Below are 14,121 nucleotides of genomic sequence, written 5' to 3'. Positions count from 1 at the left end.
CGCACCGTCGGGTTGCACTTGGATCTCTGTCCCCCGGTTACTGCTCGGCGCTCTACCGTGCGGCGCTACCGTCGGAGGCGCCGAGGTCGGGAGGTCGAGATGGGCGACGCCACATCGAGCACCACCCGCTGGGTTCCATGGCGAGTGGCGCCGGCGTCGGGTTTCGAGGTCGACGATCCGACCGGTAGGGGCAGCGTCGGGATCGTTCAGATCGACGAGCGGCAGTTCGTCGTCCTCAACACCTTTCGATACTCCGACCAGGGCGTCGAGAACGATCTGGTGGCCAAGCTGGTACGCGGTGGCATGGAGCAGTCGCAGGCCCGTGCGGCGGTCGACCGGGCCCGGACGTTCGTTCCGCGCGAGGACAATCCGACGGATCTGGCATCGGTCCCGCGCTTCATGCGCTGGTTCGAGGACTCCTACGGAAAGCACTCGCTGGCGGCGTTGATCCACGACGAGCTCATTTCCGACGCCGTCAACTCAGGTGCGCTCGGCAGCGACACCCTGTCCGATCGGTTCTTCCGCGAGATGATGCGCACGTCCGGCGTGCCCTGGCTGAAGCGTTGGCTGATGTGGTCGGCCGTCGCGCTCCGTACCCGTTGGGTCGCAGGCGGTTACCGTCGTCTGAGCATCGTGCTGTGGCTGCTGCTCAGCGTCGCGGGGGTCATCGCGACCATCGGCTCCGCGGGTGCGCTGCTGTTCGATTGGCCGTGGCTTTTCGATTGGCCGTGGCCGGTGTCGTCGCCGGGTTGGTCGCTCACCGTGGCTCTGCTCATGATCTTCATCGCCGCGCCTCTGTGGGGACGGCAGTGGGCCGCCAGTCTCATCGCGGCGGTCGGCGCGTTGTGGCTGGTGCCCGCCGCTGCCGTCACCAGTCTCGCCTGGATCGTCTACCGCGTGTTGGAGGGGATCGCCCGCACTCTGCGGCTTCGTTGACACGACCAAGCGGGGCGCCGTCCGGTGGTCCGGACGACGCCCCGCTCGATCGTTACCGACGTCAGGCTGCGCTGACCTGTTCTCCCGCTGCGGGTTCCAGTGCCTGCGCGACGATCTCGGCGACGTCGGTCATCGGGCGCACATCGAGTGCGTCGAGGACCTCGGCCGGCACGTCGTCGAGGTCGGGTGAGTTGCGCTGCGGGATGAAGACGGTCTTCAGCCCGTTGCGTTGTGCGGCAAGGAGTTTCTGCTTGACCCCACCGATGGGCAGGACGCGGCCGTTCAGCGTGACTTCGCCGGTCATGCCGACCTCTGCGCGCACCCGTCGACCCGTTGCCATGGACACCAGCGCGGTGACCATGGTGACGCCCGCACTCGGACCGTCCTTGGGCACCGCTCCGGCCGGAACGTGCACGTGGATGGTCCTGTTGAGCAACTCGGGGTCGACGCCGAGCTGCTCGGCATGCGCCCGCACGTACGACAGCGCGATCTGCGCCGACTCCTTCATCACGTCACCGAGCTGACCGGTCAGCTTCAGGCCGGGCTCGCCGTCGGTGGCGTTGACCTCGATGAAGAGGACATCACCACCCATTCCCGTGACGGCGAGACCCGTTGCGACACCGGGCACTGCGGTCCGCTCGGCCGATTCCGGGGTGAACCGGGGCCGGCCGAGGTAGTCGCGCAGGTCCGGCTCGTCGATGGTGACCGGTGCGGTGGCAGTCCCCTGTGCGAGGTTGGTCGCCGCCTTGCGGAGCGCCTTCGCGAGAAGCCGTTCGAACTGTCGCACACCGGGTTCCCGGGTGTAGTTCGCCGCGATCTCGCGGAGCGCCGCGTCGGTGACGCTCACCTCGTCGGTCGTCAGTGCTGCCCGCTCGGCCTGTCGGGGCAGCAGGTAGTCGCGGGCGATCGCCACCTTGTCGTCCTCGGTGTAGCCGTCGAGGGTGACGAGCTCCATGCGGTCGAGCAGGGCCGACGGGATGTTCTCGATGACGTTGGCGGTCGCGAGGAACAGGACGTCGGACAGGTCGAGGTCGAGATCCAGGTAGTGGTCGCGGAAGGTGTGGTTCTGCGCGGGGTCGAGGACCTCGAGCAGGGCCGCGGCCGGGTCACCCCGGTAGTCCGAGCCCACCTTGTCGATCTCGTCCAGCAGCACAACGGGATTCATCGATCCCGCCTCACCGATGGCGCGCACGATGCGGCCGGGCAGGGCCCCGACGTAGGTACGACGGTGACCGCGGATCTCCGACTCGTCACGCACACCGCCGAGGGCGACGCGCACGAACTTGCGGCCCAGCGCCCGGGCGACGCTCTCGCCGAGCGACGTCTTGCCGACGCCGGGCGGGCCGGCGAGCACCATGACGGCACCCGATCCGCGTCCGCCCACGACCTGCAGGCCGCGTTCGGCGCGTCGAGCACGCACGGCCAGGTATTCGACGATGCGGTCCTTCACGTCGTCGAGACCGTGGTGGTCGGCGTCGAGGATCTCGCGAGCACCCTTGATGTCGGTGGAGTCCTCGGTGCGCGTGTTCCACGGCAGGTCGAGAACGGTGTCGAGCCAGGTACGAATCCACCCGGTCTCCGGCGACTGGTCGCTGGCGCGTTCGAGCTTGCCGACCTCTCGCAGTGCAGCTTCGCGGACCTTCTCGGGTAGTTCGGCCTCCTCGATGCGCGACCGGTAGTCGTCGGCGCCCTCGGGCTCGTCCTCACCGAGCTCCTTGCGAATGGCGGCGAGCTGCTGCCGGAGCAAGAACTCCTTCTGCTGCTTGTCCATCCCCGCGCGGACGTCCTCGGCGATCTTCTCGCTGACCTCGGACTCGGCGAGATGGTCGCCGGTCCACTCGATCAGCAGCCGCAGGCGCGCGGCGGTATCCGGTGTCTCGAGGAGTTCGCGCTTCTGCTCGTCGGTGAGCCAGGATGCGTAACCCGAGGTGTCGGCAAGGTTCGACGGGTCGGACATCTTGTTGACCGCGTCGATCAGCTGCCACGCCTCGCGGCGCTGCAGCATGGCCAGGACGAGCTTCTTGTACTCGCCGGCCAGAGTCCGCACCTCGTCGGTGACCTCTTGGTCCTCGACCTCGGTGGCCTCGACCCACAGCGCGGCCCCGTGGCCGGGTGTCCCGGTCCCGATCTGCGCGCGCTTCTCACCCTTGACGACGGCCGCGAGACCGCCGCCCGGGATACGCCCGACCTGCACGATCGAGGCGACCACCCCGTACGTGGGGTACCGGTCGTCCAGCCGTGGGGCGACCAGCAGTTTTCCGCTCTCACTCGCCCGCGCAGCGTCGACGGTGGCCTGAGCTGCATCGTCGAGCGGGATCGGCACGACCATGCCGGGCAGGACGACGACGTCCGGGACGAAGAGGACCGGCAGTGAATATGTCTGCGACATGAAACCTCCAGAGTTAAGTCTGATCGACTCAACTGAGGTGGCTGGAAGTTTGTTCCCGCGTGATTTATGCCAGGGGCGAACGGGTGACGATCAACGTACGGGCACCGCCTCGTCAACCAGTTGCTCGCCATGCGCTGACCCTTGCTTACCACCGCTCAGGTGTCAGCACTCCACATGAATCCATCCGGGTCGCTGAACTGCCCGGCGTCACCGCCGATCACCAGCCGATGCGAGCCGGAACCCGCGGCGTCGACACCGGCATCCTTCGCCGCGGCCTTGCGGCCGTACAGCGCGAGCTTCACCGCGTCCGGGCCGCTCTCGAACTCGACGTATTTGCGGCCGTAACTCTTCCCGACCGTGAATCCGTGGTCGGCGTAGAACCGCTTGGTGGCCGCGACGTCGTCGACGCCGAGCAGGAGGACCAGGTCGTCGACGGTCCGGGCTGGTGCGCCGGTCGGTTTCTTCGACGAGCTGGCAACCTTCCAGATCGCACCGTCAGGCGCCTGAACCACGCCGCCGTACCCCCAGAAGGACTTCTTGGCAGGCTTGAGCACGGTGGCACCGGCGTCGATCGCGGGTCCGAGGAAGGAGTCGGCGACTGTCGGGTCGGCGACCACGAGCGAGATCACGAAGGCACGGAAACCCTGGCTTGGCGCCTCTGCGGCCCGGAACCGCAGGCGGTCACCGAGCCCGAAGGCCTTGTCGTAGAAGACCTCCGCTGCGCTGATGTCGGGAACTTCGAGGGTGAGTGCGTTGATGTTCGTCATGCTTCGACGCTATGGCGCGTCGAACCGTCCCCGCTTCTCGATTCCTGATCGATCGTGCGTCACCGCCAGACTCTCCTCGGCTGGCTTCGATACGGCTCGTCGCAAGCTCCTCGCCTACTCAACCAGCAGGCAGGGACGCCTCGTCGCGGGCTCCTCGCCTACTCAACCAGCATGCGAGCGCCGCGGTTTGGTCAGCCGGGGAGGTCGACGAGGCGGGTCGCGAAAACGACAACCTGGGCGACGACCAGCACCGCCAGCGCGACGGCGAACGCCGCCGCCGTGATGACCACTCCCGCGGAGGCCTTCAGCGCATCCCACACACTCTGTAGCGTCATGACCGCGCTCCGAGGCGCGTCGTGGCGAACAAGTGGCCTGAGGACAGGTGTCGGCGTACCGACATCGAGTCGAGGGGCATGGGCTGACCTCCGTGCGGACAGGTACCCGGACGACGGTGTCCGGGGTCACACTTATGTACCACACACATCCGGGTCGATGCGACATATCGGACCCCCTGATCAAGCGACCAAATCGCGTCGGCCCCTTGGTTACTGGCCAGTCCGGAACCCGATCGGCCACGAACTGCGGATACACAACCGGCGATCCCGAGGAGCCTGCATGTCGATCCTGTCCCCCACCACCACCCGGCAGCCGCTGGGCCGCGCTATCGCCCGGATCGCGCTGGGAGCCGTCCTGGCGACCGCCGGCGTCGGCCACCTGACCGCGCAGCGCGACGAGTTCCAGGCGCAGGTCCCCGACTGGGTGCCCTTCGGCAAGGACTTCGTGGTCCTGGCGTCGGGCGGGGTGGAGATCGCGTTGGGCGCGGCCCTCATCGCGCTGCCGCGGTATCGCAAGGTCGTCTCATGGATCGTCGCGGCCTTCTTCGTGGCGGTGTTCCCCGGCAACATCCATCAGTACGTCGAGCACATCGACGCCTTCGGCCTCGACACCGACCAGAAACGACTGACGCGCCTGTTCTTCCAGCCCGTTCTGGTGCTGTGGGCGATCGCAGCGGGCACGGGCGAACGCAGGGACTGATTTCTATAGCTCGAAACCGCGGTGAGCGCGGGTTCGAGCTATAGATCGGCGGCTAGTTCGCGACGGGTGCAGGCATCCTGGCAGGCGGTGTCCACCCCGGCCCGGACCTGCGGCCGGAAGCCCGTGCCAGAGCTGATGGTGAATGCAGCAACAAGCCCGCCCACAGCGCAGAACGCCGCACAGATGTACATCGCAGTCTGGAATCCGTCGCCCAGCGGCTCACCGGGACCGGCGTCGATGCCGGCCACCGCTGGCAGCACCGCCACGGCCAGCAGCCCGGCGACGCGAGCCACCGCATTGTTCACGCCCGACGCGGTCCCCGCGAGCGCGTCGTCGACCGCTCCCAGTGCGGCCGCCGTCAGCGGCGCGACGGTCACCGTCATACCGAGTCCGAACAGCAGGACACCGGGAAGCACATGCGCCAGGTAGTCCGTCCCCGGTTGCACCCGAGCCATCAGCGCGAAGCCTCCGGCGGCGATGAGCGGGCCGACGGTCATCGGCGGCCGTGGCCCGGTGGTCTGGGCGAGCTTCCCCACCAACGGAGACCCGAACAGCATGATGAACGTGCTCGGGAACATCGCCGCACCCGCCTCGAAGGCCGAGTAACCCAGACTCTGCTGCAGCTGCAGGGCGAGCAGGAACAGCGCGCCGCCCAGAGCCGCATACACCAGCAGCGTCGTCAGGTTGGCGCCGGTGAACTGCGACGACCGGAACAACCGCAGCGGCAACAGCGGTGACCGTACCCGCGTCTCGATGACCGCGAACGCCACGAGCACCGCCACGCCCACAAGGCCCGCGGTGATCGTTGCGGTCGACCAACCACGCGACGGGCCCTCGATCAGCGCGTAGACGACTCCGGCGAGACCGAAGGCCATCGTCACGGCTCCCGCGACATCGAGCCGACGCGGCGCCGACGGATCGCGCGACTCCGGCACGTGCTTCATCGCGATGACCAGGGCACCCAACGCCAGTGGAACGCTCAGGAAGAACGCCCAGCGCCACGACGCCGCGTCGACGAGCCAGCCGCCGACGAACGGTCCCAGCGCACTGGTCGCGCCGGACATCCCGGCCCACAACCCCACCGCCGCACCGCGATCCGAGGGTGCGATTTCCGCATTGATCAGCGCCAGGCTGCCGGGTACGACCGCTGCGGCCGCCACACCCTGGACGAGTCGGGCGGCCACGAGCCACTCGACGGTCGGCGCCACCCCGCACCCGACCGTCGCCACCGCGAACGTCGCCAGCCCGACGGTGAAGACGAGCCGACGCCCGTATCGATCACCGGCGACACCGCCGAGCAACAGGAGTGAGCTCAGGGTCAGCAGATAACCGTCGAGGACCCACTGTTGTCCTCGGAGTCCGGTGTCGAGGTCACGTGCGATGGCCGGCAGTGCGACGTTGACGACCGTGCCGTCGAGAAAAGCGACGCCCGATCCCAGCACCGCTGCGACGATCAACCATCGACCCGCCGTCGACGCAGCCGGTATCCCGCCTGATGCTGCATCCGCCGGACGGTTCGCGGTCATGTCTGCCTTCCCGGACGCCTCGGGTCTGTCTACCCAGGGTCGGGGTCGGAACGCCTACGCGCAACCACCGTTGTCACGGGCAGACGCGTGGCAGGTGGGCAACCGGTCCCTTCGATACGCCCCTCCGCAAGCTCCGGGGCTACTCAGGGAGCAGCGGCGCGCAAGTCAGCGGCGACGGCCTCGACCTGGCCGACCAACTGGTGACCGCCGACCTCGTGACGGTGCACCTGCGCGTCCGGGAGCAGTGCGGCGTTGAGGTCCAGGTGCCCGAACGGGACCTCCTCGTCGTCGACGCAGTGATGTAGGGACAGCTCGACACCACTGGGTGGCGTACCGGCGAAGTCGTACTCCTCGACGCCCCACCCGTTCGGCCCCCAGTTCGGCATCGCCAGGAGAACAGCGCGTCTCGGTCCGGCATACCCCGGCTCGGCAAGCACGTGCAGCAGGATCGACGCGCCGAACGAGTGGGCTACCAGAAGGTCGTCGGCGCCCATCGTCGACAGCCGGGTGCGCAACGGATCAGCCCAGGCCCGCAGGGACATGTCATCGCTCGAGAACTCGGGCATGTCGATCGGCACACCGAGCGCCTTCCCGAGGCCGTCGGCGATCGGGCGGTCGTCGGCGAAACCACCTGCGCCGTGGGCGAACAGCAGCCGACGCATCGTTGGTCCCTTCGTAGTCGTACAGCTACAGGGACCGACTCTGTCCGATGCGATTTCTCATCGAGGGTCGCGAGCCCTTCGAGGGTCGAAAGGGTCCGCTCCCTGAGAAGCGCCCGGATCCCGACTGCCGAACCTCAACTCGACCGGCAGACGTCGATCGAAGTCTGCCGGTCGGGTTGACGTCGACCGGTAGTCAGGTGAGCGACGGTGCCTCACCAGGCCTTCGAGGCTCGTTGCTTGCGCTCCTCGCACCTCAGGCAGCAGAGCTGGGTGCGTCGCGTTCTTTCGGATCAGGGAGCGAGAGGGGCACGCACGCCCGCCCCAACAGCGAGAGCGGCGACCCCCTCAGGGAGTGAGAGGCGTTCGCCCGCCCCCAAGCGGGACTCACTTTCCCTTGAGCGGCTTCTCGGCGAGCTTCTCGGCCAGCCAGTCGACGGTCTGCATGCCGAACAGGTCGGTGCCCCAGCCGTAGAGGTTGGTGAGGAACCGGACCATGCTGCAGTCGGTGGGCTGGTAGTCGACCTCGGTGCCGCCGCGGCGGTAGTCGGCGGCGAGCTTCCGGGAGTCCTTCGCGGGCACCAGTGACATCGGCGAGTCGTCCTTCGCGCACGACGCGATCAGCACGGGCGCGGTCGGCGACTTGCGGCCCAGCTTGTTGTCCTCGTAGACCGGCTGGAAATCGGCGATCTCGGCGGGGTTCTCACCACTCTTGAACAGCGTGTTCATCGGCACGAACGGCATGGTGAAGTAGGCCGGGGTCTGGCATTGGGTGCGGAAGACGTCGGCGATGGCCTTGCCTGCCGGGGTGAACTTCTCGTCGAGTTTCATTGCCGGGTAACGCGGTTCGAGACCGAGCAGCGTCGCGAGGACGAAGGCCGAGCCGACCGACCCGTCGGCGGTGGCGATGAAGTTCTTCTGGTCGACGACCATGCCCTCGAGGACGACGCCCTTGATATCCAGTTCGGGCGCATAGTTTTTCGCATTCTCTGCGGCGAAGGCCGCGCCGACACCGCCGCCGGCGATGCCGAACATGCCCAGCGGCGATGCCTCGGAGAGCTCGTTTCCGTCGTGCCGCAGCGCTGCTCGCAGACCGTCGAGTAGCGCCTTGCCCGCGAACTTGCCGGCGAAGACGCCGTGCGGCTTGGGATCACCGTCGTTGCCGACGTCGCTCATCATGACCGCATAACCCTTGCCGAAGAACTGGCCCAGCGGGCCCAGCGCCGACCACGACGCGCCGTCCATCGGGTCACCGCCGGTCCACATCGTGGACGGATGGCAGTAGGCGCCGACGCTGTCGTTGGCGAGCTGGTAACCGATCAGCGGCCGGGTGGCATCGGGCTTGCCGTCGCGCGGGATCATCAGCAGACCGGTCGAGATCTCCGGCTCGTCGTGCAACCCGCGGGTCACGTACATCAGCTTGTAGGCGTCGAGCTTCGCCGGACGCCAACCCATGAACTGGACGGCAACCTTCTTGGCCTTCAACACATCTCCGGGCTTCTCGCGCCCCGACAGGCGAGGCTCGGCATAGAAGGGATCGCCGGCGACCAGCGGGTCGATGACCTCCTGCGGGCTCGCGGCACGACCATCTCGCAGCGCGCCGACCACGAAACCGTTCAGCACCTCGTTCAGTCCCGGTGTCCGGTTGGGTGCGGCGGTGGCGGCCGGCGCAACCAGTGCGATACCGGAGACGAGCATCGCCAGAACGGCCGCGAGCGTGACCCGTCGGGACACACGCGAGAAGGATGAAATCACTGGTAGGTCACCTTGATCGAGGTCAGAACCGACTCCATCAGCGGCAGCAGGTTGCGGGTGGGACGATGTGTTTCCATCTGCTCGAAGTACGGAACGCTCATGGCCGCACGCAGTGCGGGCCAGTGGTACTCGACCTGGGTGCGGTACTTCGGCAGAAGTTCGGTGGAGATGTAGACCCAGCGGTCCTCGTAGACCGACCAGTTCCACTCGGGCAGCGGCAGACTCACGGTCACCTTGCGACCGTCGAGCGCACGGCCCGGGACCTTCAGTTGACGGATGTCGCGCGGCGGGACCACACCGGCGACCGACGGCGCGGCGGCCACGGTGCTGCCGTAGGTCATGGCCTCACCGACGTCGCCCTTGTAGTTGCGGGTCGCGTCCCACTGCTTGTTGATGACCTCGCCCTGCTCACGCTGCAGCAGACGAGCATTGCCTGCGGCGACCGCGGCGGGCTTCTTGGAGGCGATGCCCTCCCAGGCGCTCATGATCTCGTCGTCGAAGATGCCCGCCTCGTGCATCTCCCGGAGTGCCGGCAGACCGCCGACGACGTAGGCCCGGTGCATCGGCATCAGGTCGGAGAAGATGTTCTTCTGCATCACCAGGATCTGGCCCTGGACCTGCCGCAGGTCGTCGGCGGTGATCTTGGCGCCGACGCGGGCCAGGGCGCGGAGTCCGTCGGGGAGGCTGTTGACCGCCTGCGGTCCCGCGAGTTCGTTGACGCGGGCCACGATGGCGTGGGCGACGGGCTGCAGTCGGCTGAGTTCGAAGATCTCGGTGGCGTCCTTGTAGTCGAGCAGGCCGCCGCCGAAGTCGGCGCCGACCAGGCCGCCCATGCCGGCCCACTGCAGTTCGCGATGCGCGAGCTGCAGGTCCTCGTAGTAGCGGTAGGACTTCAGCAGGTTCTGGTGGTTGGCGCCGACGCCGGCACGCGGGTTCCACGACGCGAGGTCGATTCCGGCGCGCGTCGTCGTCTCGACGAGCCAGTACTGGAACAGCAACGCCTGGTACGAGGACGGGGCGAGTCCTTGGCCGCGGGCCTGCCCGACCAGCCGCTGCAGGGTTGCGGGGTCGGTCGGCAACGCCGGGTGCACACCGCCCGGGCCTTGCGAGGCATCACGATTGACCAGCGGCAGGTTCAGATACCGCGACAGGGAGTCGGCCGATGCCGTACCCCCGCTCACCAGCGAACCGAGCGCGACGACCACTGCCACCGCCGCGCAGACCGATACCCGTACGACCTTCTTCACGATGCTCCCGTTCAAGGAACCGACCATCACGGCCGAGTCACATTCCCATAACCGAAGTGAATCTAATGCTTGAGGTCGTCAGCCAGCAATTCGGCATCGCCAGAACCGCAGGAATCCTCCGTAATACGTCCGATCAATCGAACGTCGCAGCGCAACACCGTTTTCAGGCGATGCTCGGAATCCTCGAAACCGCCCTGGTCAAGGGTGGTCGAAACAGGCCTCCGCGACGATCTCCGCGACCTCCGCGGATCGAGGATCGACGAGTAGGTCAGAACAGCGCCCTGAGCCGCGCCAGATCCTCCTCGACCATGCGGGTATCCCGGTCGAACTCGTCGTCGGGCATGGACAACTGTCGGAGCGTGAACACAACCTCGGCCCCGTCCGGATGCGGCAGAACGCGCAGCGGATTGTGCACGGTGTCGCCGTTCGGGAGGATCACGTCGTGGTCGACGACCCCGAGGGTGTTCCGCGGAACGAACCGGACCGTCACGGTGCCCATCGGCGACTCCGCCAGGAGATCGTCACCGCGTCGGACCACCTCGGAACTCGCGAGCCCGGCCGCCCACTTCGGGAGATTGTCGGGATCGGAGATGAATTCGTACACATCCTCGGCTGATGCACCGATCACCGTGCTCACATGACGACTCCGCATGACCGAACTGTAGATCGGGTTTCGGGCAGGTGGGGCCGGGGAACGTCGAATCTCATCCGAAGTCCCGCCATCCGACAAGGGAGTCACGACGAATGACAAACGAACCCACCCATGGGCCGACCGACCCCGAGGATCAGCACGACCCGGACGGCGACCCCGAGATGCTCACATCGAAGGCGACACAACCAGATCAGGCCGAGGGCGAAGACGACGCTACGGAAACGAAGGACGACGAAGGGTCCGACAGATGACACAAGACGCGGCGAACCGAGACGACTCGAACCAGCACGTGAACTTCCGAAAGCCCCGGCGGAGAGGTCTGATCACGCGCTTCGGCATCGTGGCCGCGTCACTGATCGCGGCCGTCTCGGGATCGGTCATCGCAGGTGACACGACAGCGGAGGCCCGGCCGGCGTGTTCCGACGTCGAGGTCGTCTTCGCTCGCGGGACCGTCGAGCCCGCGCCCCCGCTGGGACTGACCGGCCTGTCCTTCGTCGAGGCCGTCCGTAGCCAGCTACCCGGCAGGTCCGTCGCCGGCTACGGCGTCCCGTACCCGGCGAGCGACCAGTTCGGCAACCGCCTGAAGTTCGCCAAGACCGTCGCCGACGAGGTTCGTACGACGCAGAACCGGGTGAAGTACCTGGCCGCCAACTGCCCGCGCACCAAGGTCGTCCTCGGCGGTTACTCGCAGGGTGCCGTCGTGGCGGGGTACGCGGTCCACGCCGGACTCGATCTCCCCGCGCAGTACAAGGCCTACGACCGTTTCGTCCCGCCGCCGCTGCCCGCATCGCTCTCGCGCAATGTCGCGGCGATCGTCTTCTTCGGCGCTCCGTCGGACCGGTTCATCACCGACATCGGCGCGCCCCCGGTGCGGGTCTCCACCCCCTATCGCGGCAAGACCGTGCGTTACTGCGTGGCCGGTGACACCATCTGCGACGGCGCTCCGGTGGGCGGCCCGAACGCCCTGCACACGCTCTACGCGGTCAACGGGATGACGCTCGACGGCGCACGGTTCGTCGCCCGTCGAATGTGATGCCAGCGGGGGTCATCGGTCAACCGGGACCAGCTCGATCGTGAGGTCGAAATGGTTGAACGAATGCGGCATGTCGGTGACCCCCGATCGCACGCGCGGCGTCAGGGTGTCGTCCCGTAACCCGTGCTGCCGCAACAATGCTGCGATCACCAGCGAGCTGAACAGCATCACGACATTGCGGCCCGGGCACTCCCCCGGGCCGTCGCTGAACGGCACGACGCCCGACAGCTCTTGGGTGCGACCGTCCAGCCAGGCGTCGGGGGTGAAGTGCTGCGCGAAATCCATTGCCTCATCGTCCCGCTGGAAGTGCTCGCCGATCACGACCGTGGTGGCACCCGCAGGTAGGACACCGCCGACCCACTGCACATCGCGTTTGGTCTCACGCAGGATCGCCAGCGTGGTCGGCCACAGCCGAAGCGATTCCAGGACCGTCGCACGTATGAAGGGGAACCGGGGTGGCCCTCCGCCGTCCTGGGTGCGAACATCCTCCCGTGCCCTCTCGAGGGCGTCCGGATGTGCGGCGAGCAACGCGAGCGACCGGTGCACGGCAACCGCCACGGCGTCGAACGCGAACAGCCACTGGGGAATCTGGCCTATCGGGTCGATGTCGACCCGGTCCACGACCGACGCGTCCCGAATGAGGCCGGCCAGGGAATCCGCCGGCGCTCGTGCGACCAGATGCTCGAGACGGCGTCGGAAACGAGAGTAGGTCGACTTGCGGCGAGGAAACGCATACGCCCAGTTGGCATCGCGGCGCAGCACCGTCAGGAGGTCGGTGACCTCGTCGTCGTCACGGGCATCGTCGCCGAAGACGAGACGGCGCACCATCCGCCAGTGGGAGATGACATAGGAGTCCCAGGTGAGTCGCCCGTCCGGACACGAGCCGAGGAGGTCGTCGACCTCGGACGCGACGATCTCCGCACACCGTTGATGCAGCGTGTGGACGGGCGAGGAAGTCTGTAGCGCCCGCTCGTTCAGCTCGCGGCGCACGGTTCGCATCTTCCCGTCGGAGATCAGGACGCCGGTCGGCTGGAATCTGCCGACCGCCGACACCTTCTCCCGGGTCGCGGAGGTGAACGGGTCAGGGGTGTGAGAGAGGATCTCCCGTACCGCCGGTGGCCGGAGGGCCACGACCATCGCCCGCGGAAATCGAAGTCGCAGCGCGTCAGCCTCGTACTTGTCGCGAACGTCGTCGAGTATTCGTGCGGCTCGCCCGTGCGTGTTCAGGCGGCCGCCGAGGCGCACCATGACTTCACGCCTGGCCAGGACGCCCTCGGAAACGATCGGGGTCAACACCCCGGCGAGGATTCGCGCAGTGTCGAGCACCCCGGCTTTCCCGATACTGGGCATCGCCTCTGACATGACCTGCTCCCTTCCACAACCGGCGTACTGTCCGACGCCTACCCGGGCAGGAAACCGAACAAACAGTCACCGGCCCGTCAAGGCCGCATTCACGGTGCGAGGAGCGCCACGATCGCTCGCGCGAGTCCGCGTCGCGCCAGTTCCTGATCCTGGAAACTGCCGAGCTGCTTCTCCGACACCAGACCTCGCATGGCGCCGGGCAGGAACGCCGCGACCTCGCGGACGCGTTCCGGGTCGACGTCGAGGTCGGCGAAGGCGCGCTGACAGGACTCCACCCACGACGGACCCCAGGAGGCGAACTCGGCGGCGGTCTTGGGGAACAGTCGCCGGAGTTCGTCGGGATCGCGGGGTAGTGCCGCCCGCAGGGTCTCGATGGCGCGGGATTCCGGCGCGGTCAGCCCCGCATACATGAGTTCGATGATGGCCTCGACCCGCTCGGCCAGTGGCGCTTCGGGTTTCACGCTGACCGGCAGATCGCCGCGCTGCTCGGCGGTCCGGTGCAACACCGCCGCCCAGAGGCCGTCGATGTCGTCGAACTGGTACTTGACAGCACCCCAGGTCGCGCCGATGTCCTTGGCGATCCGGTTGCCCGACACCGACGCCGGATCACCCGAAGCCAACGAACTGATCGCCGCGTCGAGCATCGCATCGCGGGTCGCCTGTCCCCGACGATTCGCACGCCGAGCACCGGGCGCCGGTGTACCGGCCGGGGTGCGAGCGTCGACGGGGGTCATGGTCTCCGATGGTAGCCGCTAGGCGT

13 protein-coding genes are annotated in these 14,121 nt (G+C 67.5%); 3 read left to right on the top strand and 10 right to left on the bottom strand.

Features of this window, described 5'->3' with window-relative positions:
• Positions 1 to 99 precede the first annotated feature (99 nt).
• A complete protein-coding gene (locus GONAM_RS21810) occupies positions 100 to 936 on the top strand; it encodes a DUF1353 domain-containing protein (RefSeq protein ID WP_006868925.1) in 837 nt (278 codons plus the stop codon).
• A gap of 61 nt (positions 937 to 997) precedes the next feature.
• On the opposite strand, the gene lon is transcribed toward GONAM_RS21810, so the two are convergent.
• The 3 genes from lon to GONAM_RS22800 all read right to left on the bottom strand — a co-directional run bounded on the left by lon (position 998) and on the right by GONAM_RS22800 (position 4,427).
• Positions 998 to 3,325, bottom strand: coding sequence for an endopeptidase La (gene lon / locus GONAM_RS21805; protein ID WP_006868924.1), 2,328 nt, complete (start codon positions 3,323 to 3,325; stop codon positions 998 to 1,000).
• Positions 3,326 to 3,480: 155 nt separating this feature from the next.
• Positions 3,481 to 4,092, bottom strand: coding sequence for a VOC family protein (locus tag GONAM_RS21800; RefSeq protein WP_006868923.1), 612 nt, complete (start codon positions 4,090 to 4,092; stop codon positions 3,481 to 3,483).
• A gap of 191 nt (positions 4,093 to 4,283) precedes the next feature.
• The gene (locus tag GONAM_RS22800) at positions 4,284 to 4,427 is read right to left on the bottom strand and encodes a hypothetical protein (protein ID WP_167330284.1); all 144 of its coding nucleotides are present in this window, start codon (positions 4,425 to 4,427) and stop codon (positions 4,284 to 4,286) included.
• A 280-nt stretch (positions 4,428 to 4,707) separates the two neighbouring features.
• Here GONAM_RS22800 and GONAM_RS21795 point away from each other — a divergent pair, with 280 nt between their 5' ends.
• The gene (locus tag GONAM_RS21795) at positions 4,708 to 5,127 is read left to right on the top strand and encodes a DoxX family protein (protein WP_006868922.1); all 420 of its coding nucleotides are present in this window, start codon (positions 4,708 to 4,710) and stop codon (positions 5,125 to 5,127) included.
• A gap of 38 nt (positions 5,128 to 5,165) precedes the next feature.
• Here the strand turns inward: GONAM_RS21795 and GONAM_RS21790 are convergent, their stop codons facing one another.
• The 5 genes from GONAM_RS21790 to GONAM_RS21770 all read right to left on the bottom strand — a co-directional run bounded on the left by GONAM_RS21790 (position 5,166) and on the right by GONAM_RS21770 (position 10,966).
• Entirely contained in the window at positions 5,166 to 6,653 is a 1,488-nt protein-coding gene (locus GONAM_RS21790) for a DHA2 family efflux MFS transporter permease subunit (RefSeq protein ID WP_040537193.1), read from the bottom strand.
• Between the two features lie 143 nt (positions 6,654 to 6,796).
• Positions 6,797 to 7,315 (bottom strand): alpha/beta hydrolase family protein, encoded by a 519-nt coding sequence (locus tag GONAM_RS21785; protein ID WP_006868920.1) that lies wholly within the window; start codon positions 7,313 to 7,315, stop codon positions 6,797 to 6,799.
• Positions 7,316 to 7,699: 384 nt separating this feature from the next.
• Positions 7,700 to 9,010, bottom strand: coding sequence for a lipase family protein (locus GONAM_RS21780; protein WP_245548660.1), 1,311 nt, complete (start codon positions 9,008 to 9,010; stop codon positions 7,700 to 7,702).
• A gap of 53 nt (positions 9,011 to 9,063) precedes the next feature.
• A complete protein-coding gene (locus tag GONAM_RS21775) occupies positions 9,064 to 10,341 on the bottom strand; it encodes a hypothetical protein (protein ID WP_085949565.1) in 1,278 nt (425 codons plus the stop codon).
• A gap of 241 nt (positions 10,342 to 10,582) precedes the next feature.
• Entirely contained in the window at positions 10,583 to 10,966 is a 384-nt protein-coding gene (locus tag GONAM_RS21770; protein WP_174310991.1) for an SRPBCC family protein, read from the bottom strand.
• Between the two features lie 247 nt (positions 10,967 to 11,213).
• Between GONAM_RS21770 and GONAM_RS21765 the strand changes: the two genes are divergently transcribed.
• Positions 11,214 to 11,999, top strand: a complete 786-nt coding sequence (locus GONAM_RS21765) for a cutinase family protein (protein WP_006868915.1) — start codon at positions 11,214 to 11,216, stop codon at positions 11,997 to 11,999.
• 12 nt (positions 12,000 to 12,011) lie between these two features.
• Here the strand turns inward: GONAM_RS21765 and GONAM_RS21760 are convergent, their stop codons facing one another.
• Positions 12,012 to 13,361, bottom strand: a complete 1,350-nt coding sequence (locus tag GONAM_RS21760; RefSeq protein WP_006868914.1) for a cytochrome P450 — start codon at positions 13,359 to 13,361, stop codon at positions 12,012 to 12,014.
• A gap of 89 nt (positions 13,362 to 13,450) precedes the next feature.
• On the bottom strand, positions 13,451 to 14,095 hold the full coding sequence (locus tag GONAM_RS21755) for a TetR/AcrR family transcriptional regulator (protein ID WP_006868913.1): 645 nt from the start codon (positions 14,093 to 14,095) through the stop codon (positions 13,451 to 13,453).
• Positions 14,096 to 14,121: the final 26 nt, after the last annotated feature.

The sequence above is a fragment of the Gordonia namibiensis NBRC 108229 genome, from assembly GCF_000298235.1.
In the GTDB taxonomy this organism is placed as follows: domain Bacteria; phylum Actinomycetota; class Actinomycetes; order Mycobacteriales; family Mycobacteriaceae; genus Gordonia; species Gordonia namibiensis.
This window is presented reverse-complemented; position numbering and strand designations above follow the sequence as displayed.

Coding starts and splice junctions, on each gene's coding strand:
- GONAM_RS21810 (WP_006868925.1), top strand. CDS start 100: ATGGGCGACGCCACATCGAGCACCACCCGCTGGGTTCCATGGCGAGTG.
- lon (WP_006868924.1), bottom strand. CDS start 3,325: ATGTCGCAGACATATTCACTGCCGGTCCTCTTCGTCCCGGACGTCGTC.
- GONAM_RS21800 (WP_006868923.1), bottom strand. CDS start 4,092: ATGACGAACATCAACGCACTCACCCTCGAAGTTCCCGACATCAGCGCA.
- GONAM_RS22800 (WP_167330284.1), bottom strand. CDS start 4,427: ATGACGCTACAGAGTGTGTGGGATGCGCTGAAGGCCTCCGCGGGAGTG.
- GONAM_RS21795 (WP_006868922.1), top strand. CDS start 4,708: ATGTCGATCCTGTCCCCCACCACCACCCGGCAGCCGCTGGGCCGCGCT.
- GONAM_RS21790 (WP_040537193.1), bottom strand. CDS start 6,653: ATGACCGCGAACCGTCCGGCGGATGCAGCATCAGGCGGGATACCGGCT.
- GONAM_RS21785 (WP_006868920.1), bottom strand. CDS start 7,315: ATGCGTCGGCTGCTGTTCGCCCACGGCGCAGGTGGTTTCGCCGACGAC.
- GONAM_RS21780 (WP_245548660.1), bottom strand. CDS start 9,010: ATGCTCGTCTCCGGTATCGCACTGGTTGCGCCGGCCGCCACCGCCGCA.
- GONAM_RS21775 (WP_085949565.1), bottom strand. CDS start 10,341: ATGGTCGGTTCCTTGAACGGGAGCATCGTGAAGAAGGTCGTACGGGTA.
- GONAM_RS21770 (WP_174310991.1), bottom strand. CDS start 10,966: ATGCGGAGTCGTCATGTGAGCACGGTGATCGGTGCATCAGCCGAGGAT.
- GONAM_RS21765 (WP_006868915.1), top strand. CDS start 11,214: ATGACACAAGACGCGGCGAACCGAGACGACTCGAACCAGCACGTGAAC.
- GONAM_RS21760 (WP_006868914.1), bottom strand. CDS start 13,361: ATGTCAGAGGCGATGCCCAGTATCGGGAAAGCCGGGGTGCTCGACACT.
- GONAM_RS21755 (WP_006868913.1), bottom strand. CDS start 14,095: ATGACCCCCGTCGACGCTCGCACCCCGGCCGGTACACCGGCGCCCGGT.